Source organism: Trichlorobacter sp. (assembly GCF_030247655.1).
GTDB lineage: Bacteria > Desulfobacterota > Desulfuromonadia > Geobacterales > Pseudopelobacteraceae > Trichlorobacter.
Genome location: NZ_JAOTRZ010000037.1, coordinates 1 through 21,059, shown reverse-complemented (window position 1 = coordinate 21,059; position 21,059 = coordinate 1). Strand labels below are relative to the sequence as shown.

At 49.3% G+C, this 21,059-nt stretch carries 19 protein-coding genes, 2 tRNA genes and 1 pseudogene; all 22 read right to left on the bottom strand.

The window, feature by feature from the left end; all coding sequences use genetic code 11:
* Positions 1-304: amino acid--tRNA ligase-related protein (locus OEL57_RS05360; protein WP_300738150.1), on the bottom strand; the 304-nt coding region annotated here is incomplete at its 3' end.
* A gap of 43 nt (positions 305-347) precedes the next feature.
* Complete coding sequence (efp, locus tag OEL57_RS05355) at positions 348-911, bottom strand: elongation factor P (RefSeq protein WP_300738147.1); 564 nt, start codon at positions 909-911, stop codon at positions 348-350.
* Between the two features lie 105 nt (positions 912-1,016).
* Positions 1,017-1,235 carry a translation initiation factor IF-1 gene (infA, locus tag OEL57_RS05350; protein WP_149210216.1) on the bottom strand — a complete coding sequence of 73 codons (219 nt, stop codon included), beginning with the start codon at positions 1,233-1,235 and terminating at the stop codon, positions 1,017-1,019.
* A gap of 177 nt (positions 1,236-1,412) precedes the next feature.
* Positions 1,413-2,519 carry a hypothetical protein gene (locus tag OEL57_RS05345; RefSeq protein WP_300738124.1) on the bottom strand — a complete coding sequence of 369 codons (1,107 nt, stop codon included), beginning with the start codon at positions 2,517-2,519 and terminating at the stop codon, positions 1,413-1,415.
* Between the two features lie 138 nt (positions 2,520-2,657).
* Complete coding sequence (locus OEL57_RS05340; protein ID WP_300738122.1) at positions 2,658-3,968, bottom strand: phenylacetate--CoA ligase family protein; 1,311 nt, start codon at positions 3,966-3,968, stop codon at positions 2,658-2,660.
* A complete protein-coding gene (locus OEL57_RS05335) occupies positions 3,965-5,695 on the bottom strand; it encodes a proline--tRNA ligase (RefSeq protein ID WP_300738119.1) in 1,731 nt (576 codons plus the stop codon). Before OEL57_RS05335 ends, OEL57_RS05340 begins: the two co-directional genes overlap by 4 nt.
* A 15-nt stretch (positions 5,696-5,710) precedes the next feature.
* Complete coding sequence (locus OEL57_RS05330; RefSeq protein WP_300738117.1) at positions 5,711-6,094, bottom strand: response regulator; 384 nt, start codon at positions 6,092-6,094, stop codon at positions 5,711-5,713.
* Between the two features lie 18 nt (positions 6,095-6,112).
* Positions 6,113-7,159, bottom strand: a complete 1,047-nt coding sequence (gene ispG / locus OEL57_RS05325; RefSeq protein WP_300738115.1) for a flavodoxin-dependent (E)-4-hydroxy-3-methylbut-2-enyl-diphosphate synthase — start codon at positions 7,157-7,159, stop codon at positions 6,113-6,115.
* Positions 7,160-7,204: 45 nt separating this feature from the next.
* A complete protein-coding gene (locus OEL57_RS05320) occupies positions 7,205-8,014 on the bottom strand; it encodes a formate/nitrite transporter family protein (RefSeq protein ID WP_300738112.1) in 810 nt (269 codons plus the stop codon).
* The gene (locus OEL57_RS05315; RefSeq protein ID WP_300738110.1) at positions 7,993-8,676 is read right to left on the bottom strand and encodes a YkgJ family cysteine cluster protein; all 684 of its coding nucleotides are present in this window, start codon (positions 8,674-8,676) and stop codon (positions 7,993-7,995) included. Before OEL57_RS05315 ends, OEL57_RS05320 begins: the two co-directional genes overlap by 22 nt.
* Positions 8,676-9,167 carry a chemotaxis protein CheX gene (locus OEL57_RS05310; RefSeq protein ID WP_300738108.1) on the bottom strand — a complete coding sequence of 164 codons (492 nt, stop codon included), beginning with the start codon at positions 9,165-9,167 and terminating at the stop codon, positions 8,676-8,678. The genes OEL57_RS05315 and OEL57_RS05310 overlap by 1 nt, the downstream gene beginning before the upstream one ends.
* A 27-nt stretch (positions 9,168-9,194) precedes the next feature.
* Positions 9,195-9,476, bottom strand: a complete 282-nt coding sequence (locus OEL57_RS05305; protein ID WP_300738106.1) for a c-type cytochrome — start codon at positions 9,474-9,476, stop codon at positions 9,195-9,197.
* Positions 9,477-9,516: 40 nt separating this feature from the next.
* Entirely contained in the window at positions 9,517-11,406 is a 1,890-nt protein-coding gene (locus OEL57_RS05300) for a transglutaminase-like domain-containing protein (RefSeq protein ID WP_300738104.1), read from the bottom strand.
* Between the two features lie 24 nt (positions 11,407-11,430).
* On the bottom strand, positions 11,431-12,984 hold the full coding sequence (guaA, locus tag OEL57_RS05295; RefSeq protein ID WP_300738102.1) for a glutamine-hydrolyzing GMP synthase: 1,554 nt from the start codon (positions 12,982-12,984) through the stop codon (positions 11,431-11,433).
* A gap of 13 nt (positions 12,985-12,997) precedes the next feature.
* Positions 12,998-14,464, bottom strand: coding sequence for an IMP dehydrogenase (gene guaB, locus OEL57_RS05290; protein ID WP_300738098.1), 1,467 nt, complete (start codon positions 14,462-14,464; stop codon positions 12,998-13,000).
* Between the two features lie 141 nt (positions 14,465-14,605).
* Complete coding sequence (locus OEL57_RS05285; RefSeq protein WP_300738096.1) at positions 14,606-16,429, bottom strand: diguanylate cyclase domain-containing protein; 1,824 nt, start codon at positions 16,427-16,429, stop codon at positions 14,606-14,608.
* A 163-nt stretch (positions 16,430-16,592) separates the two neighbouring features.
* Positions 16,593-16,668, bottom strand: a tRNA-His gene (locus tag OEL57_RS05280).
* Between the two features lie 45 nt (positions 16,669-16,713).
* A tRNA-Ala gene (locus tag OEL57_RS05275) sits at positions 16,714-16,789 on the bottom strand.
* Positions 16,790-16,893: 104 nt separating this feature from the next.
* Positions 16,894-17,451: a response regulator gene (locus OEL57_RS05270; protein WP_300738094.1), complete on the bottom strand. Its 558-nt coding sequence runs from the start codon at positions 17,449-17,451 to the stop codon at positions 16,894-16,896.
* A gap of 20 nt (positions 17,452-17,471) precedes the next feature.
* On the bottom strand, positions 17,472-19,871 hold the full coding sequence (locus OEL57_RS05265) for an ATPase, T2SS/T4P/T4SS family (RefSeq protein WP_300738092.1): 2,400 nt from the start codon (positions 19,869-19,871) through the stop codon (positions 17,472-17,474).
* Positions 19,872-19,927: 56 nt separating this feature from the next.
* The gene (locus OEL57_RS05260; protein ID WP_300738090.1) at positions 19,928-20,797 is read right to left on the bottom strand and encodes a nucleotidyl transferase AbiEii/AbiGii toxin family protein; all 870 of its coding nucleotides are present in this window, start codon (positions 20,795-20,797) and stop codon (positions 19,928-19,930) included.
* Positions 20,797-21,059: pseudogene (locus OEL57_RS05255) on the bottom strand (hypothetical protein); the annotation flags it as partial. The gene OEL57_RS05260 and the pseudogene OEL57_RS05255, both read right to left, overlap by 1 nt.

Below are 21,059 nucleotides of genomic sequence, written 5' to 3'. Positions count from 1 at the left end.
GTCCGACACAGTCTTGCATCAGATCATGGTAATCAGCATTGCTGCGGTACCATTCAAGCATGGTAAATTCAGACAAGTGTCGGGAACCTCGCTCATCTGATCGCCAGCAGCGGCTAATTTGAAATATTTTATCATACCCGCGACATAAGAGACGCTTCATGCAAATTTCAGGCGATGTCTGAAGTTGCCAGGCAAGGGTAGGGATAGGGTCGATATATTCTTCCGGTGCATTGGCAGGAATACGAACAGGGGTCTCCACTTCGAGAAACCCCTGTTCTGAAAAAAACTGTCGTATGGCCTGCATTACCTGCGCCCGGCTATGAAGAGCGCCACATTGCGACAAGCGATTATCCCTTAACGCGAGTTGAGTATTCACCGGTACGGGTGTCAATCACAATCAGTTCATTCTCTTCAATAAATGGTGGTACACGCAGTACATAGCCGGTTTCAACGGTGGCAGGTTTTGAGTCACTACCGGACGTATCACCTTTTAACCAGGGATCAGTTTGGGTAACACGAAGGTTAATGAAGTTAGGTAAGGTTACGCCGATTGGTTTCTCACCGAACAAAAGTACAGAAACCTTGGTGTTTTCAAGCAGAAAGTTTTTGGCATCACCAACAGCATCTTCTTCCATCACAACTTGCTCATAACTCTGTTGATCCATGAAGGTATAGTGGGTGCCCTCTTTGTACAGATACTCCATATCACGCTCATCCATACCCGCAGGTTCAAAGTTTTCACCAGAACGATAGGTGCGATCAAGACTGGAGCCACTAATCATATTTTTCATTTTGCACTTATAAAGGGCTTGGCCCTTGCCAGGCTTAACGAAATCAAAGGAGGTCACAATATAGGGATCACCGTCAAGAATGAGCTTGGTGCCTTTTTTTAAATCAGCTACAGACAACATAATTATAATCTCCTTTAAATATCAGATAGATATAACAACATAAAACCCATGCACTGCGTATGGCAGCAAGCATGAGTTCAGTGTTGTTGTGTGTTTGAAAGGTTGTTATTTGGCTCGGTAGGTGATTCGGCCACGGGACAGGTCATAAGGAGAAAGCTCAACCGTCACCTTGTCGCCAGGCAAGATTTTGATGAAATACTTGCGCATTTTACCAGAAATATGAGCCAGTACAACATGGTCGTTTTCCAGCTTGACCCGAAACATCGCATTCGGTAATGGTTCAATAACCGTACCTTCAACTTCAATTGCTTCTTCTTTGCTCATGCAGCTGGTTGCTCCTTTGTTTGCTCTATCTGAAGTGCGGCGTTACACTACCGGTATTCCGTGTGATTTGCAAGTCTTATATCAAATAGGCCTATGCTGGGCCTCATCGCAATCGCCCATAAGCTATATTATGTAAAGTATGATAAGCTTGTATTTTTTACAGTTAAGCTACTGCAATTACTGGTACTGAATGTAAATCGGCTTAGGATTCAGTTTTAGCAGATCCTGGGGAAGCATGAGTGGATCGCCCTTCTTTGTATCGTTGTGATAAAACAATTTGAATCCGGTAAACTGGACCGGTTCAGCAACAATATAATCTTTGTACGAATCACGTTTTAACCATGGGGCTCCCCAGCCATCCATATGCATAACAATCTGCACTTCCCGACGCAGCACTATTTTGTCTGCATTAGTGACACCGTTGCGGGTAAATCGATGCACCGTAAACACCTTGGGCGGTAGTTTATATTTTTGAACAAGATCTTTGAGATAGTTGCTGGCAAAGTTGATATCTGCAGCGTCATAGGTGCCGATTTTTTTGCCAGGTTTTACTTTACTGGAAATTAGATTGAACTCTGGATCAATACCTAGATGAACATCAGGGTTTTTAAGTATCCACTCAAATTGTGGCAAAACAGTGCGAATATCATCATGACCGGTCTGGATATCAATAAACAGTACAGCACCTGCCTCTTTAGCCCAACCATAGACCTGATTAATCAGCTCATTGGTCATAAACAGACGGTATTTACCTGCCTTGCCAGGAGCCCCCTGAGCAACCACAGCAATCAGGTGTAACGCCGGCTGGACAGGCATACCTGGATCAGCCTTTTCCCATTTAACAACCTCTGCCTTGAGGCGTTTTAGCATCTCGTCTTTGGGAAATTCGCCCAAGGCCCCCATACGTTTAGAAAGTGGATTGCCGTAATACGCCACTATCCGTTTTTGTGGCAAAATAGAGCCTGCCAGAGGGGTTGGATATTTTTTAGGCCAGCCTTTACGACGAGCAAATTCAGGGTCTTCACCGGCGTTAAATTTGATCTTGGCAGCCCTGGCAGAACTTATCTGAGATTGCGTTGGCAGTTCAGAACCGATACAGCTGCTACGCTGATCAAATCCTTTAGGCTGAAGCGGTTTAACAGCAGCACTACTTGATGTTGCAGACTGTACAACCTTCTGGACAGGTGCTTCAGCAGATTTGGTATGATCCTGACAGGCTGTGAGTGTAACCGGAATCAATAAGGACAGGACAAAAAACGAGAACTTCAGCTTCGGGGACAACATAAGTTTAGTACACAACACCGCAGGCAACTCCAACACAATGAATTTACACAGAAAAGCCGCAGCACCGGAAGCGTTGCGGCTGACCTGAGATTGTTATTGAATAGCATGAAATGTTAAAAAAAGGCAATACAAGAAGAGTTACAGGCTTCGTTTATCGATCACACGTTGGGCCTTGCCTTCATGACGAGGAATACTATTGGGTTCTACCAACTTAACCGTAGCACCAACACCCAGGGCTGAATGAATTTTACGTTCAACAGACTCTAAAAAAGCGCGCTGTTTTTTCATCTCATCAAAGAATATATGTTCAGTAACTTCAATATTAATTTCAAGAACATCACTGGTGCCTATGCGCTGAACAATCAACTGATAGTGCGGCTCACACCCTTCAATAGCAAATAGTATTTCTTCAATCTGGGATGGGAATACGTTAACTCCCTTGATGATCAACATATCATCACTGCGACCCATGGTTTTTTTCATCCGTGCCAGGGTCCTGCCGCAGGCGCAGGGTTCATAGATCAAGCTCGTGATGTCACGGGTACGATAGCGAATCATTGGGAAGGCTTCTTTAGTCAGGCTGGTTAGCACCAACTCTCCCACACTTCCAGGCGGCAGCACGGCACCAGTTTCAGGATCAATTATTTCTGCAATAAACGCATCTTCGGCGATATGCATACCACATTTATTCTGACATTCGCCAGCCACTCCAGGACCAATCACCTCGGACAGCCCATAGTTGTCAGTGGCACTGATCTGTAGCCGTTGCTCAATCTCAATCCGCATCGCTTCTGACCAGGGTTCACCACCAAACAGCCCAACCTTCAAAGAAAGTGATTTGGGGTCAATTCCCATCTTTTCCAGCCGATCAGCCAGGGTCAAGGCATAGCTGGGGGTACCTACCAGGACGCTGGTCCGGTAGTCCTGCATGATCATGATCTGTTTTTCAGTATTGCCACCGCCCATGGGAATGACCGCAGCACCAATGGCTTCGGAGCCGTAATGCAAACCAAAAGCACCGGTAAACAGGCCATAGCCAAAAGCAATCTGGACGACATCGTCCGGGGTTACCCCGGCAGCTGTCATAAAACGGGCCACCAAGTTTGACCAGGTCTTGAGATCATGCTTGGTATAGCCAACCACCGTCGGCTTACCGGTAGTGCCTGATGACGAATGAATCCGAACCACTTCACGCAAAGGCACTGCAAACATACCGTAGGGATAGTTCAGACGCAGATCTTCCTTAGTGGTAAACGGCAGGCGGGAAAGGTCAGACAGTGAGGTGATATCTTCCGGTACAATCCCCAGCTCGTTAAACTTGTTTTGATAACAACTAACGTTTTTATAAACGCGGTTGAGCGTGGCCTGTAACCGTTCAAGCTGAAGTTGTTCCAGTTCCTCACGGGGCATGCACTCATGCTGGGTATCCCAAATAGCAGCGCTGCTCATCGGTTACCTCCGCAGGCCGCCTTAACCTGTGCAATAACTGTTTCAATTGCCTGCTCCGGCACCAGCAGCTGCATTTCACCGCCTGCTCGTTGCTTGAATTCAACCTTGCCTTCTGCCAGGTTTTTGCCACCTACAACGATCCGCAATGGAATGCCGATCAGATCGTGGTCCTTGAATTTAACACCAGGACGTTCGTCACGATCATCCAGCAGCACCTCAACACCGGCGGCCTCAAGACGGTCATGGATATCCTGGGCTGCAGCCATAACTGCCTCATCCTTCTGGGCATTGATCGCCACAACCGAACAATGGAACGGGGCCAAAGGCAAGGGCCAGATTACACCATTGTCATCATGGTTCTGTTCAATAGACGCAGCCACTGTACGACCAATACCAATGCCGTAGCAGCCCATAAAGATAATCTGTTCCTTGCCATCTTTGTCAAGATAGGTGGCATTCATGCTGCTTGAGTATTTGGTGCCCAGCTTGAATACGTGCCCTACCTCAATCCCGCGCCAGACCTCCAGAATACCACCTGAACAGCGAGGACAAGGATCACCGGCACCGATCAGACGGATATCGGCAATTTGGCTGATTGGGAAATCCCGGCCTGCATTGGCACCAGTATAATGTTGATCTGTCTCGTTAGCACCAATGACAAAATCGGACATGACTTCAACAGCACAATCAGCCACCACCAGTAGCTCTTCTTTTAGTCCCAGAGGTCCAAGAAAGCCGGGAAGTGAGCCGGTAAAGCGCAGGATTTCATCATCAGTGGCCATCTGAATTTCATCCCAGCCCAGACGGTTTTTTAGCTTAAGCTCATTCAGTTCATGGTCACCCCGCACCAGAGCCATCACAAACTGTCCTTCACCGTTGGATAGCACCAGGGCCTTGACCGTTCCTGATTGAGGAATATCCAGAAATTCCGCAACCTCTGCAATGGTCTTCTTGTCCGGGGTATGGGTCTTGGTTAAGGCCTGCTGCCCTGCCCCACCCTGCTGTTGCTTGATTCCTTCAGCCTTTTCAACGTTAGCAGCATAACGGCAGGCATTACAGGAGACAATCGCGTCTTCGCCGGAAGAAGCCAGTACCATAAACTCATGGGATGCTGAACCACCAATGGAACCGGTATCAGCCTCTACCGCTCTAAAGTTAAGACCACAACGTTCAAAGATACGGTTGTAGGCCTGATACATCTTGTCATAGGAAAGATCTGCTGCAGAGGAATCAACATCAAAGGAATAGGCATCCTTCATGATGAACTCGCGGCCGCGCATCAGGCCAAAGCGGGGGCGAATTTCATCACGAAATTTGGTCTGAATCTGGTAGAAATTGATCGGCATTTGACGGTAGCTTTTAACTTCGCGTCGGGCAATGTCGGTGATTATTTCTTCATGGGTTGGTCCCATGCAGAATTCGTTGTCCTTGCGATCCTTGAAGCGCAGCAGTTCCTTACCATACTGAGCCCAACGCTTGGACTCTATCCAGAGTTCAGCCGGCTGAACTCCCGGCATAAGCAACTCAATAGCACCTGCCCTGTTCATCTCTTCCCGTACAATCTGCTCAAACTTACGGATTGATCGCAACCCCAGAGGCATGTAGGTGTAGATGCCTGCAGCAATCTTACGAATCATGCCGGAACGCATCATTAGCTGGTGTGAGACCACCTCGGCATCGGATGGAGTTTCTTTAAGTGTTGGAATAAAGAATTGTGTATAACGCATTATAATTAAACCACCTTATATTAATTTATGACGCTGCAACATTTGGCTTACGGCTTCCCGCTGGAACGGTTTTACCACGTAGTCATCACAATCACCTTCAAAAAAGGCATCTTCAATATCCTGAGGGGAACTGCAGGCAGAGATCATAAACACCTTGGTACGTCTGTCTTGTTGTTGATCCCGTTCCCGAATACCGCGCAGGGTCGCAGTACCATCCATGACCGGCATGACAATATCCAGACAGATCAGGTTGTAGGGAGATGCTGTTACTGACGCAGCATCAATCAGTTCAAGGGCCTGCTGTCCGTTTTCAGCCTGATCGCAGAGGCCAAACTCTTCCAGAAAACTGGCCAGCATCAGACGCCCCATATCGTCATCATCAACAATTAAACTTCGCATAATCGCCCCGATACGTTGTTACAGGTTATTGATCTCTTCCAGTAGAGCATCTGCCAGTTCAGCTTCAGCCACCTTTCGGACAACCTCTCCTTTACGGAAAATCAGTCCTTCTCCTTTGCCTCCAGCCACACCGACATCCGCTTCACGTGCTTCACCCGGGCCATTCACCGCACAGCCCATTACCGCCACGGTAATCCTTTTATCAACAGACTGCAGGCGTTTCTCGACCTCTTCAGCAACCTTAATCAGGTTAATCTGGCAACGGCCACAGGTGGGACAGGAAACAAAATTAACACCCCGTTGCCGCAGCCCCAGCGATTTAAGGATTTCATACCCTACCCGCACCTCATCCACCGGATCACCGGTTAAGGAAACCCGCAGGGTATCGCCAATCCTGTCATAGAGTAGGATACCAAGCCCTACTGAAGACTTGATCGTGCCGGAAAAGATGGTACCTGCCTCAGTTATACCGATATGCAGGGGGTAATTAACCTGTTTGGACAGCAGACGATAAGCCTCGACGGTCTTGGGTACATCAGATGCCTTGAGTGATACCTTGATCTCCTGATAGTTCAACTGCTCAAGGATACGGATATGCCCCAGTGCAGATTCAACCATTGCCTCAGCGGTGGGATGTCCATATTTTTCAAGCAGATGTTTTTCAAGAGAACCGGCATTAACCCCGATACGGATCGGTACTTTGCGCTCAGCAGCAGATTTTACTACCTCTGCAACTTTCCAGTGCTCACCAATGTTGCCGGGATTAAGGCGCAGACCATCAATGCCCCCCTCAAGCACCTTTAGGGCTAGTTTGTAATCAAAGTGAATGTCAGCAACAACCGGAATCGGGCTCTGGGCCTTAATGGTGGCCAAGGCATCCGCTGCATCGGCGTCAGGTACTGCGCAACGAACAATCTCGCAGCCTACTTCTGTCAGTGCTTGGATCTGGGTAAGGGTTGCTTTAACATCACGAGTATCGGTGGAACACATGGACTGGACAGCGCAGGGAGCGCCTCCACCAACAGCCACCGGGCCTATATGCAGTTGTCTGGTAAGTGATTTCATAGCCGAGAAATAGTAGCGGAACAACCAAGGAATTGCAAGGAGAGCCTAGCGCCGGTTTCGAGGTAAATGCACATACGAATAGGCGCAGGCCACAAACAAAACTCCACCTACAATGTTACCCATGGTTACCGGAAGGATATTACCAAACAGGAAGGCACTCCAAGTTAATGAGGACTCTGTGAGACCCAAACCGGACTTAAGCAGTAACCCTGCAGGAATAAAATACATATTGGCAATGGAGTGCTCAAAACCACTGGCCACAAATGCAGTGATCGGCACCAGACAGGAAAGTAGCTTACCACTTACATCCCGCGCAGCCACAGCCATAAAAACAGCCAGGCAGACCAGCCAGTTGCAAAGGATTCCCCGCACAAACGCGACCCAGAAGGAGAGTTGACTTTTGGCAGTAGCCGTAGCAAGCACCTGTTTTGCAATGGTACCACCTTGCCAGAGTTGGGATTCGTACAAAAGCCAGGCCATAAAAAGCGCACCCAGCAGATTGCCAAGCAGGACAATAGACCAGTTTTCGATCAATTTTAGCCAGGAAATTTCACCATCCAGAGCCGAAGAAACCAGCAGGCTATTACCGGTAAAGAGCTCTGCACCGCAAACTACCACCAGCATCAGGCCAAAAGAGAAAACCATTCCTGCTAAAAGTCTGGCTATACCCATACCAACGAAACCGGCGGCATCGTGGAGTACTACCGTGGAGAGTTGCGCTCCAAAGGCGATATAAAATCCAGCCAGTAGTGACAGCAGAAATGTACGACGCCGACACTGGGTCGTAACCCGCTTACCACTCTGTACAATGGCATTGATGGTTTCTGTGGGTGTCAGGTAGTTCTTTGTTTCCACACCTGCTCCGGTATACTTAAGTTTTTGAAATCAATTAGTACAGCTGCTGGAATGACGGTATCCAGCTCATTAAACGGCTTACCAAACAAGCGCTGGGTAAACTCTCTGAACAAGAGCTGTTCCTGGGTAAAAATATCATTAAAATGAAAGCGTAGCTCCTGCATCTTGAGTGGATCTACATCACTAAAGTTAAGACTGCACCATTCATCAAACAGAATCTCGCCAGACGTATCCACCATCGGAATGCCGTTCAACCGGCACGTCATGGGACGATACTGATACACCAGGCAAAGCCCATCCTGTCCCAACAGAGGACAGGGGGTTTCATCCTCTTCCGGCATAACCAGATCCCATTCTTCTTCCGGGTAGCTATTGAACAGATACGGCTGATCAAAATCAGGCCAGCTGTTTCTGATACCAGCAATGTTTTGCTTCGCAGCAGCTGTTACCGTCTGTTGTATATCTTGTGAAAGCTGCTCAAACCCTTCCCGTAACAGTCGGGCATCCAACAGGGTGATATCAAACAGGCCGCGACAGCATGCAGAACAGCCCCGCTGACAGGCAATCTGATCACCTGCCGCGAGGCTGCAGTGCGTGAACCAGGCATCTACTTCTGATAACAATGCCTGGTAGCGGGCTAAAACAGAAATAAAATCAATCATTACATGTAGATCATGACTTTCAGATTGGCGCTGCCGTCCTTGTTGGTAAAGGGAATGGTAACCCCTTTGCACTGAACATTCATACTGGCCCCTTCTTCTGCAGGCTCAGTTACGGTACGTAATTGCCCTGACACCACCAGCGGAAGCCCCATGGCCACGTTACCGTACTGATCATGATACTTGGTCTTAAAAGCACCAGCGATGTTATTAATCAGTTCACCTATGGCATCCCGGATTGAATCCTCATCAGGTTCATCATCCATCAGCATCTCACGGGCCACCAATTGTGCGGTTGCCCGGTCTGCAGCCACAATAATATAGCCAACACGATCACCGGCAACACCAATAATACCGGTAATATCAGAATCAACCGGTGCCACCTTGCGATCCACATGGCCAGCATACAGCTCAATATTCATGTAACACTTAAAAGTGTCCTGGGTGGCCGTCATGACCGTAAACATTACCTCTTCAAAGCTGATTCCCGCCACAGTCGTGCCTCCTCTGGAAAATAGGTACTATAACGAAAGCAGATACTCTGCCAATACTGCTGCTTCTTCCGGCTTCAGATGACTGCCAAAGGCCGGCATCCCGCCGGCACGTCCATCCAGTATACTTTTTGTAATTGCAGACCTGTTTTTACCGTATTTGTAACGGGATGCTGACAGGTCTGGCCCGACTCCACCCCTGGCCTGACTACCATGACAGGCAGCACACAGTTCAGCAAACAGTGTAACCGCAGTTGTCGTTGTTTGTCTGGCAACTGTCGGCTCCCTATTTTGCTGAGAGCAACCAGCCACAAGCAGCAGGACTCCTACCAGTAGCCAAGTTGGCCGCATCTTAGATGGCCTTGCCGTTTACCTTAAAGACAAAATCATAATTTAGAATATCTTCCCACTGGAACCCTTTGGCGGTAGAGCGGGTGTCATCCCCTTCCCCGTAAGGTTTACCCGGTGTGAAGAGCCAGTTCATGATCGCTTCACCTGAGGCACGGAAGACAATCCAGTACTTACCTGGTGCGAGCTGCTGTGGCTTGTTACCATCAGGGGGAAATGAAAAATCAACCCAATAGTAGCCCGGCTTCCTTGGAATTTTTTCCAGATCCAGTAGATTGGAACGGGTTCCCTGCATGATATCAGGTTTACCACCTTTGTCCTTAACCAGATCAATATAGACTGAACCATCACCGCCAAACTTACGCATGGCCAAGGAAATTTTTTCCAGACTCATCCGGTCCTTGACCTGTATTGCCTGGGCAAAGATATGCTTTGAGGTAACGTACTCAGATGTCTCACGCTCAAAGACACGGGTGCCGGTATCTCCCTTGACGTTATACAGATTAACCAGTGCGGGGAAATCCATATTACCAAAGGCCAGAACAGTACCGGGACGTGGTTTCTTGTGAGCAGGCTCAACAATAACCGGCGGCTTGGAAACAATAATCTTAGGTGTCTTTGGTCCCACCTTGGTCGGTTGTTTTGGTTTTACCGGTTTTACCGGCTTGGGTTGATCCTCATCAGATGAATCATCATCACTGATAAAACGGGTCTCTGCAGGGCCAGCACCGGAGCCTTGTGGAGGAGGTGTCGGCCTGGCTGATGCCACATCTGTCTTGGACTCTGTACGGGGGTGTTTAGCCGGAGGAGGTATAACACGTCCTGTATCTGGCGTTTCTGAAACGGCACCACCAGCAGTTACCGCATTACTCAGGATGTAGGGACGAGGTGCGCTGGCGTAGCGTTTCATCTTTAACTTGATATTATCAGAGGTATAACGCCCCTCAATCAGCTCATTGTAGGCTGGCAGGTAAGGGCCGCCCTTCCAGGTATCGTTAATATCACGGGAATCCAGACCATGGGTCTGCTTGATATGACGTGATGAGGTAAATTGACGTGATTGTTGAGGGTCATAGGGCAGCCATCCCAGGTCAGGAAAATAGACTTCCAGCCAGGCGTGTCCCCCCTGCCCCATACTTTGAACAATGGAGTTCTTCGCATCAATGGGTACTTTCCAGGCCTCTTTCAGGGTTATCCCCCCTACAATTCGGGCTGGAATTCCTGAACTGCGAAGCAGAGCAATGGAAAGGTGCGCAAAGTTCTGGCAGTTACCGCTTTTGGTTGAAAGAGTATAGGAAGCATCGTACTGAGGCGGGTTAAAGGTATATTCAATGTTGTCAGTGACCCAGTTGATGATTGCCGATACTGCCTCATACTCATTTTGGGCACCACTGGTCAGTTGACGGGCAAGAGATTTGATTGCAGAGTCACCTTGCACCATATCGGTGTGCTGCAGATACAGGGACTCTTTTGAGGCAAGGTTGCCCAGCGGAAATGCTGTCTTGCTTGCCATATCTGTCAGTTGGGTATGGACATTGGCGGTATAACTCAGGTTAACACGGATGTCCTGACTGACGTCGTTCCAGCTGACCCGCTGAAATTTATTGCCAAAACGGTCAGTTTCAACAGTTGAACTGGTCGGTTGAGGAGACAAGGCAATATCAAGACCGTCAACCCTTTGGCTGACGGTCCTGGTTGTAAAGGTAGCTGGCAGGGCAAACTTGAATGAAAAGCTGGAAACTGTTCCTTTATTAACTGAAAACTCCATAGACTGACGCATAGCAATTGCGCCATCAAGGTTGCCCTCAAGAACCAGAGTTTTGGCAGAAGCTGCCAGAGAGATCATAAAGACACTGCAGATAACAATACAGGTTGTCAGTAACGATTTACGCATGGCCCCTCCTGCTTTCAGTATCCCTTATTCCCACTCAATGGTTGCCGGTGGCTTCTGGCTGATGTCATAGACCACCCGGTTAACCCCTTTAACCTCATTGATGATCCGTGATGAGATGCTGCCCATCACCTCATAGGGCAGCTTGACCCAGTCGGCGGTCATACCGTCCAGTGAATTTACGGCACGCAGGGCAATGGTGTAATCATAGGTACGGGCATCCCCCATGACACCAACGGAGCGAACAGGCAGTAATACGGCAAAGGATTGCCATATCTCGCGGTAGAGCCCTGCTTTACGAATTTCATCCAGTACAATCGCATCTGATTCCCGCAGAATCTCCAGGCGATCTGCCGTGATCTCTCCAATACAGCGGATTGCCAGACCAGGTCCGGGGAACGGCTGGCGATGGATTACCTCATCCGGCAGGCCAAGTTCTTTTCCCAGCAGACGGACCTCATCCTTAAACAGTTCCCGTACAGGTTCAATCAGCTTCATCTTCATCCGGTCTGGCAAGCCACCTACGTTATGGTGACTTTTGATCACTGCTGACGGACCTTTAATGGAGATCGATTCAATTACATCAGGATACAGAGTCCCCTGTGCCAGCCAGTCCACTGTCCCGATCTTCTTGGCCTCGTCTTCAAAGAGATAGATGAATTCATTACCAATGATCTTCCGCTTCTGCTCAGGATCAGTGACCCCTTTGAGTTTATCTAGGAATCGATCAGATGCTTCAACATAATCAAGGTTTATCTTAAAATGACGGGTAAAGAGGTTAACAACCTTTTCTGCCTCACCCTTGCGCAGTAGACCGTTATTAACAAAGATACACTGCAGCTGATCACCAATCGCCTTATGCAGCAATACCGCGACCACTGATGAATCCACTCCGCCGGACAGGGCGCAAATAACCTTGCCTTTGCCCACTTTCTCGCGGACAGCAGCGATTTCGGTTTCAATGAAGTTGGCCATGGTCCAGATCGGTTGGCATCCGCAAACGGCAAAGACGAAGTTTCCCAAAATCTCTGCACCTTTAGGGGTATGGACAACCTCCGGGTGAAATTGCACGGCATACAGGCGACGTTTTTCATCCTTCATGGCTGCAGCCGGAGTGTTGTCAGTATGGGCGATGGCGCAGAAACCCTTAGGCATCTGCTCAATCTTGTCGCCATGGGACATCCAGACCTCTTCCTTGCCAGCCAGACCGGAAAAGAGATCCGTTGTATCATCAATGTTCATAGCTGCACGGCCAAATTCACGCTTATCAGAACGTTCTACCTTGCCACCCAGTTGACTGGTCATCAGTTGCATGCCGTAGCAGATCCCAAGCACTGGCACACCCAACTCATAGACACCGGCATCGGAATGGGGTGCTTCCGCGTCATAGACACTACTTGGACCACCGGAGAGGATAATTCCCTGTGGCGCAAAGGCTTTGATCTTTTCAAGCCCCATATTATAGGGATGAATCTCGCAGTAGACCGACTGTTCACGGATACGTCGTGCAATCAGCTGGGTAACCTGGGAACCAAAGTCGAGAATCAGAATCTTCTGGCTGTGAATATCAGTAGAACTCATACAGTATCTATCCTTAACTTGCCCGGTAGTTAGGGGCTTCTTTGGTAATGGTTACATCATGTACGTGGGATTCCTTCAGGCCAGCACCGGTAATACGGATAAAGCGGCCATTATCCTGCAGTTCTTTAATGGTGGCGCTGCCGGTGTAGCCCATACCGGAACGCAGACCACCGATCAGCTGATGGATATTGGCTGACAGCGGTCCACGTAGCGGCACCATCCCTTCAATACCTTCCGGCACCAGTTTAACATCATCACCCACATCAGACTGGAAGTATCGATCCTTACTGCCTTCCTTCATGGCACCAATGGAGCCCATGCCACGGTAACTCTTGTAGGTACGCCCCTGATACAGAACCGTATCACCAGGTGATTCTTCAGTGCCAGCAAAGAGTGATCCGATCATGATGACATCAGCACCGGCGGTGACCGCTTTGGGCAGATCGCCTGAAAACTTGATCCCACCATCGGCGATAACCGGTACACCATGCTGATGGGCAACACGGGCACATTCCATAATGGCAGTAATCTGTGGTACCCCTACCCCGGCTACAACACGGGTGGTACAAATGGAGCCTGGTCCGATCCCCACCTTGATACCATCAGCACCAGCCTTGATCAAGGCAGCAGCGGCTTCGGCTGTGGCGATATTGCCAGCAATAATCTCGACCCCAGGGAAGGTGTATTTGGCACGAATGACTGCATCAATAACCCCTTGGGAATGGCCGTGGGCAGTATCAATAACCACCACATCAACACCAGCCTTGATCAGGGCCTCCATGCGGGCCTCCATCTCGGCAGTGGGGCCAACCGCAGCGCCTACCCGCAGACGCCCCAGGCTGTCTTTGCAGGAATTGGGGTACTTTTTTACCTTTTCAATATCTTTAATGGTGATCAAACCCTTCAGAAAGCGGGCATCATCAACCACCAGCAGCTTTTCTACCCTGGTGTGTTTCAGATGCTCTTTGGCCTGCTCCAGTGTAGTACCCACCGGAACCGTAACCAGGTTGCGCTTGGTCATGCGAGCTGAAATAGGCAGGTCGTAATCGGTTTCAAAACGCAGGTCACGGTTGGTCAAAATACCCACCAACTTACCATTGGCCTTGGTGATCGGTACACCGGAGATACGGTACCTTGACATCATCTCAAGTGCTTCGCGAATCTTCTGGGTCGGCCGCATGGTGATCGGGTCAACGATCATGCCGGATTCGCTCTTCTTGACCTTGTCAACCTCTTGGGCTTGCGCTTCAATGGAAAAATTCTTATGGATAATACCGATACCGCCTTCACGGGCCATGGCAATGGCAGCGCGGGATTCGGTGACCGTATCCATGGCAGCACTGACCAGCGGTATATTAAGTGGGATGTTGCGGGAAAGTCGTGTGGACAGGTTTACATCTCGGGGCAGAACAAGGGAATGGGCCGGGACAAGCAGCACATCATCAAAGGTTAATCCTTCAGGAAGGTTTTCGAGCGGCATGGCTTTGCTACCTCGCGGTGATAAATTTTACCGACGTTAGTACAGCGAGACAGTGAAGTCAAGAACGTCTACGGTATAATTATCAGAAGGCAGAAAAAAAGATCTGATTTAGGGTTGTTACTTCAGAGTTTGAAAGCCCGTTTACTTTAATTTACGGGTTCTCTTATCCTGATACATCGCCATGTCTGCCGCCTTGATTGCATCCTGTAATCGTGAAGGAGAGCCTGTTGTAGCGCTCCCCATTGAAAAACTGACTTTTAAACCATCTTCAGACAGGTGCTCTTCATCAGCAATCTGACGTGCACGTAGCATGATCGTTTCAAGCAGTTCTTCTCCCACCCCTTTTAAAATCACGGCAAACTCATCACCGCCAATTCTGGCAATGACATCACCTGCCCTGAATATCTCCCGTAAGAGGTCTGCCGCAGCTCGAATCAGGCCATCTCCAGCATCATGACCAAAGCTGTCATTTGCCTCTTTCAACCCATCCAGATCAGCGATAACAAATGATAACGGTGCTAATCGACCTTTTTCAAGCTGTTCAATCTCTGCCTCAAAAAATGCCCGGTTATATAACTTGGTCATTTCATCATGGGTACTCAGGTAGCGAAGTTTATCTTCCATCTCGCGCCGCTTGGTCACATCACGTGCCACATGGACAGAACCAACCAGATTGCCGTCAGCATCAAAGGTTGGATTTACCGTAACATGGAGATAGCAGTTTAATTTTGGAATAAAGACTTCAGCTTCGTGGGGTTTATGATCCTTTAGCAGCAGACTATGGGGACAGCCTTCGGGTGGATGGCTGACACCGTGCAGGTGCTGGAAACAGGGGCCGATGAGGCTGCCTGATCCTGATTCACAGATATCCATCCGTTCTCTGGCCGCCTTATTAACATGTACCATTTGGTGGGAGGTATCCAGTACGGTCACCATGTCCGGAATGGTATCAAAGGTTTCCCGCCACTGCACATTTGCCAGTTCCAGTGACTTACGGGCATCTCGACGTTCATCTTCCAGCTTGAGACGACCCATGAAGCTACCCAGGCCTCGTGCTGCGGTCATAACCATTGAAGTCTCGGCATCAGACCAGGGGCGTTCCCGTTGCATATCACAGAGACAAGCAAAACCCCACAGGCTGCCCTCTTCAAAAATAGGAGCCAACAACAATGATCGCACACGCATGGCATCAAGAATATATCGTTCTTCAGCAGGAAACGCTGAGCGTGGACCGGAGATGGATTTTCCCTGGGAAAGCACACTATGCCAACGTTCAAGACAGGGAAGCTCTGGTATATCCGGTTCAGCACCATCAAGAAAGCGTAAAACCATTTCGCCGCCGGCAAAACCACTGATCAGCAAAAGATCGCGTTCTCCACGCAAAATCTCCTGATAACGATAGAGAAAAATTTTGTCAGCCCGCGCTGCCTTGGCCATTTCCTGCAACGCAAAATCAACCGCATCCTGGTTGGCATCTGCTGACAAGAGATATTGAATTGCCATATTAACACCCGATAGCAGTCGGGATTGTTGATTGGCAAGGCGACGGGCCCGCAACAGAAGTGCCTGTTGCTGCAGATTACTAAACAGTTTCTGGATATTCAACGGCTTGGTCAAATACCCTTCAAGCTGAAGATTTATGGCTTGAAGCAGATGCTCTGGGTTGTCATGGGAGGAGATAATAATGACAGGCACTGAAGGCCGCTCATGCTTGATTTGTCGCGCCAGATCCAGTCCGGTCATGGCGGGCATGGAAATATCCGTTAAAACCAGATCAGGCATCTTCCGTCTGAATAGCTCAAGAGCAACCCGACCATTTTCTGCAGTATACAGTTCACCACAGACAGGCGACAGCATTCTGGATATATGGGTACGGACACTGGCATCATCTTCAGCAAAAAGAACCGTGATCTCTCGTAATTCCAGTAAAGAAGGTGTGTCAGCATACAATTGAGGTACAGCCATCTTAGCTCCCGACAAGCAGTTAAACAGTACTAAACTTTAGTACAATACTACAGGTTAGGAGACTGTCAAGTGACTGCATATAAAAAACAGGGGGTGTCTGTAGCTTTAGATGACAGTGAAACGAAAAAGTGCTTACGAGAGTATCGTAAGCACTTGATTTAATTGGGGTGGCCAGAGGGGATCGAACCCTCGAATGTACGAGTCACAGTCGTAAGTGTTAACCGCTTCACCATGGCCACCACAGCCCTATGTCAAAAGCCGGCTATCGCCGGCTTTTACAATTATGGTGGAGCTGAACAGGATCGAACTGTCGACCTCTTGACTGCCAGTCAAGCGCTCTCCCAGCTGAGCTACAGCCCCACACAAAGAAACAAAACTAGCTACTTTACGCGATAAAATCATTGCGCCGCGAAAAGTCTTGACTATATAAATCAAACCGGACTGAAGGTCAAGCTGTTTTCTGCCTATACTACCTCTTTTTCACATTCAGCCATCATCATCTTGATCTCTGCTTCTGACAGATCAGGCAAAACAAAGCTACCCAACGGGTCCTTTTCCACCCGGCTTATGCCGGGATACCGTTTTTCAAGCACCTTGATCTCCATGGCCTGATTTTTCACGGTTGCCAGCAAACGTCGATTTTCAGCCTCAAGATCAAAACGTTCAAGGGCTGATCGTATAGCAAACTTAAGGTCGTTATCGTTCCAGGGCTTGGTAAAGAAGCGGTAGATCTCGCCCTGATTAACCGCCTTCATGGCTGCCTCAAGGGTGGCATGGCCGGTCAGTAGAATTCTTAATGTATGGGGATACTGTTCTTTAAGAATTGCCAAAAGCTCACTTCCCTGCATACCGATCATCCGCTCGTCAGAAATCACGACTTTAAAGGGTGTTTTTGCAATCAACGCCAGTGCTTCTTCGCCGCTTTTAGCACAGGTTACCTGATACGGCTCGTCAAAAAGCGCACGGGTCAGAGCAGAAAGGACATTGACCTCATCATCAACCAGCAAGATCTGATTATTCATTGCAACTCCTTATCAAAATATTAACGTGTTGTGCCACAGGCAGGACAGACCGCCCAATCAGCCTCAAGTGACTGGTGGCAGGATTTGCAGCAATTCGGCCTGAATGCACCGCAGTGCGGGCAAAACAGATGGCAGGATTCCATCATCTTGCCACAGTGGTCACAGTGCCGTTCAAGCCGTACTGCCGGACCAACCACCCGCAAGACTTCTTCCATGGTGGTCAGGCCCTGACGTACTTTTTCGAGCCCATCCTCCAGCAGACTGCGCATACCATTAGCACGGGCTATGGTCAAGATTTCAGATTCCTTGTAACTGGTACCGATCAACTGCCGGTACTCATCGGTCATAAGAAAAATCTCATAAATCCCCAATCGACCTTTATAACCGGTGTTGTTACAACGGGCACACCCGGCTCCCTGCCAAACCCTGCCACCAAAGAATCCATCAGGAATCCTCAATAATGCCGATTGCTCCGGGTCTGGAATAACCTCCTCACGACAGTTTTCACAAATATGCCGCACCAGACGCTGGGCAATGATTCCCTCAAGAGCCGAGGCCAGAATATACGGTTTAATCCCCATATCAATCAGACGGGTAATGGAGGCGATGGCGCTGTTGGTGTGCAGCGAGGTTAATACCATATGCCCGGTCAAAGCAGCTTTAAAAGCGGTATCAGCGGTTTCAAAGTCTCGCACCTCCCCCACCAGAATAACATCAGGGTCCTGACGCATGGTGGCCCGCAGTACCTGGGCAAAGGAAAGACCGATCTTTTCGTGGATAGCAACCTGATTGGCCTCTTCCAGAAAATATTCAATCGGTTCTTCTATGGTTTCAAAGTTTTTACTTGGGTTCATCATGGCGGCCAGCAGCGAGTACAACATGGTGGTCTTACCGCTGCCGGTGGGGCCGGTGGCAATGATCACCCCTTGTGGCTTCTTACTGATGATGCTGACCTTCTTCAGATCATCCGGCAGCACCCCCAACTCCTCCAGCCGTTTTATGGCAGAGCTTTTGTCCAGTATCCGCATCACAATCTTTTCACCGTTAATGGTGGGAAGCGATGAAACCCGCAGATCCACAATTCTGGTTCCGGCCTTAACCGTAATTCGGCCATCCTGAGGCCTGCGGCGTTCTGAAATATCCATTCTGGCAAGAATTTTAATGCGTGATATCACTGCCGCGTGCAGGTCAGGCGGAATCTTGATCTTGGCATGCAGCATGCCGTCAATCCGGTAACGTATGACAGAATATTTGGTTTTAGCCTCAATATGGATATCACTGGCGCCATACCTGATCGCCTCTGAGATGATCGCATTTACAATCCTGATCACCGGCGGCACCTTGGAAGAGCCGATCAGTTCCTCAATCGTCGCCTCTTTTTCTTCCTCTTCCAGTACAATGTCGATCTCATCCAGAGGCTCAAGTTCGCTATAATCATCAAGCACTATATCGCCAGATTCCCATGCCTGTTTCAAACGTTCACCGATCTGGCTGGAAGATGCCAGCACACTGACCACCCGCAGGCCGGTCACCATGGCAATGTTATCGCACTTCAAGATATCGGACGGATCTGCCATGGCAATGGTCAACTGGCTGCCATCAAGCTTGATCGGTATCAGACGACTTTGTTCACAAAGCTCTTTTGGTAGTGCGCGAGCTACGTTTACCGGTATGGTCAACTCACGCAGATCCAGATATTCAACACCCAATTCCTTTTGCATGGCTGCAATCAGATGGCTTTCAGTGACCAGTTTAAGGCGAATCAGGGTGTCGCCCAGAAACTCTCCCTGTTCCTGTTGCTTACGGGCTAAAGCCAGTTCCTCCTGACCAATCAGACCACAGCTGGCCAGGATATCCCCCAGCATGCCCCGGTTCTCTTCAAACAACCCGGCGTAGTTTTTAATCTTGGTCTGCTGTTGGCGGGCCAGCTCCTTCAGATGGCGGTTTTCATGCATTAACAGATACTGCTGCAATGCCAGAGACACGGTCAGCCGCAGGTCTTCGTCGTTCCAGGGCTTAGTAATGAACTTATAAACCGCCCCCTCTTTGACCGCTCCCATGATGGAATTGACATCGGCATAGCCGGTCAGCATGATTCTGATCGTCTCCGGCCAGCGTTCCCGCACGGTCTTTAACAGTTCAGCGCCGGTCATGCCGGGCATACGGTGGTCACTGATCAGCAGGTGTACCTGCCGCTCCTCCAGAATCCCGATCGCCTTGTCACCGCTGGTGGCTGTCAGAATGGTGTAATTTTCATCTATGAAGATCCGGCGCAGGGCATGCAACACCCCTTCCTCGTCATCCACAAACAGCAGGGTAAACGGCACCTGACGGGGGGATGTTGGCGGTTCCAGTCCAAGACTGTCTTCAACAGCCTTGGCTGATCCAACAGCGTTTTTAAAGAGATGGGAATAGGACATGGGTCACCACATTTTCTCCCCACTGACAACTTAAGGGGAATAGCGTATCGCTCAATCTATTCATCACACTGAATCCGGCTTGCCACGTCGTGAAAAAAATCCTGTGACCAGAGTGCAAGCAGCTGTTGATCCTTGACAAACGGGGCAACGTCAGTACGCGCCTGGTTCAGATCAAGCCGCCCAATGGTATCGCACAACAGATCCTTAAAGATTGGGACTGACAACGCCTTCTCACCGCTCCAATGGCCGCTCTGACGCATCCGCTGCTCAAGATGGACAAGGTGCAGACGAGGATGGTTGGCAGCATACCAGACAAAATCATACCAGTCGCGCCCCTTTACCCGGTTTTTCCAGTTGCGGAACAACAACGCATGCATCTTGCCGGCAAACAGATCCGGCAGCGCATAGCACCTGACAGCAAACGGAATCGGCTGCAACAGGTAGCGGGTAGAGGTGCTAAATCCTGCGGGTGGATCGGTGTCCACCTCTACTTTCACCTTCAGCACCTGTCTGGCTGAAACATGCCCTAAAAGCTCTTCCCCGGCCTCAATAACCAAAAGTTCGTTACGGGTATTGGCCTTTAAAAATGCAGACTGCACCGCAGATTCAACGGACTTGTCCACCATCTCAACCCGTACGTTGAAGCCAAACGCCAACAGCTCCTCTTCAAGCGATGCCGTGAAACGCCCCAGATTAAAATCATCTGACGGTTTCAGCAGAGAGAAATCAAGATCTTCTGAAAACCGATCAAGCCCGTACAAAATGCGCAGGGCAGTACCGCCGTAAAAGGCGGCATGCTCAAAAAATTTGGCCCGCCAGAGACCAAGCAGCGCCACCTCCTGTATGATCTCACGTAGCGCCCTGATTGAATCGTCAGCAGTTTTTGGCTCGTATCTGGCAAGCATGCGCTTCACGGCATCATGCATTATCTGACTCCCTTATGTAACCTCGCCACCAGATCAGACAACAACCGTATCCTGCGTGAGCGGTAGTGATGCGCAATCTCCAGAATCCGGGTTGGATCGAGCTCATACAGGCTTGTCGGGTCAATGCGTAAAACTGAAAGCAGATACTCGTGCAGCTCTTTCTGGCTAGCGATACCAACACCACGATCAGCAACGATCCGGTCGGCCAGTGCCTTTTCCGGAACAGCAATCAAGAAGGAACGTCCATCGTCACGCTCAACCT

Excerpts from the sequence above, each read along its gene's own strand:
- efp (WP_300738147.1), bottom strand. The coding sequence starts at position 911 with ATGTTGTCTGTAGCTGATTTAAAAAAAGGCACCAAGCTCATTCTTGAC.
- infA (WP_149210216.1), bottom strand. The coding sequence starts at position 1,235 with ATGAGCAAAGAAGAAGCAATTGAAGTTGAAGGTACGGTTATTGAACCA.
- OEL57_RS05345 (WP_300738124.1), bottom strand. The coding sequence starts at position 2,519 with ATGTTGTCCCCGAAGCTGAAGTTCTCGTTTTTTGTCCTGTCCTTATTG.
- OEL57_RS05340 (WP_300738122.1), bottom strand. The coding sequence starts at position 3,968 with ATGAGCAGCGCTGCTATTTGGGATACCCAGCATGAGTGCATGCCCCGT.
- OEL57_RS05335 (WP_300738119.1), bottom strand. The coding sequence starts at position 5,695 with ATGCGTTATACACAATTCTTTATTCCAACACTTAAAGAAACTCCATCC.
- OEL57_RS05330 (WP_300738117.1), bottom strand. The coding sequence starts at position 6,094 with ATGCGAAGTTTAATTGTTGATGATGACGATATGGGGCGTCTGATGCTG.
- ispG (WP_300738115.1), bottom strand. The coding sequence starts at position 7,159 with ATGAAATCACTTACCAGACAACTGCATATAGGCCCGGTGGCTGTTGGT.
- OEL57_RS05315 (WP_300738110.1), bottom strand. The coding sequence starts at position 8,676 with ATGATTGATTTTATTTCTGTTTTAGCCCGCTACCAGGCATTGTTATCA.
- OEL57_RS05300 (WP_300738104.1), bottom strand. The coding sequence starts at position 11,406 with ATGCGTAAATCGTTACTGACAACCTGTATTGTTATCTGCAGTGTCTTT.
- guaA (WP_300738102.1), bottom strand. The coding sequence starts at position 12,984 with ATGAGTTCTACTGATATTCACAGCCAGAAGATTCTGATTCTCGACTTT.
- guaB (WP_300738098.1), bottom strand. The coding sequence starts at position 14,464 with ATGCCGCTCGAAAACCTTCCTGAAGGATTAACCTTTGATGATGTGCTG.
- OEL57_RS05285 (WP_300738096.1), bottom strand. The coding sequence starts at position 16,429 with ATGGCTGTACCTCAATTGTATGCTGACACACCTTCTTTACTGGAATTA.
- OEL57_RS05270 (WP_300738094.1), bottom strand. The coding sequence starts at position 17,451 with ATGAATAATCAGATCTTGCTGGTTGATGATGAGGTCAATGTCCTTTCT.
- OEL57_RS05265 (WP_300738092.1), bottom strand. The coding sequence starts at position 19,871 with ATGTCCTATTCCCATCTCTTTAAAAACGCTGTTGGATCAGCCAAGGCT.
- OEL57_RS05260 (WP_300738090.1), bottom strand. The coding sequence starts at position 20,797 with ATGCATGATGCCGTGAAGCGCATGCTTGCCAGATACGAGCCAAAAACT.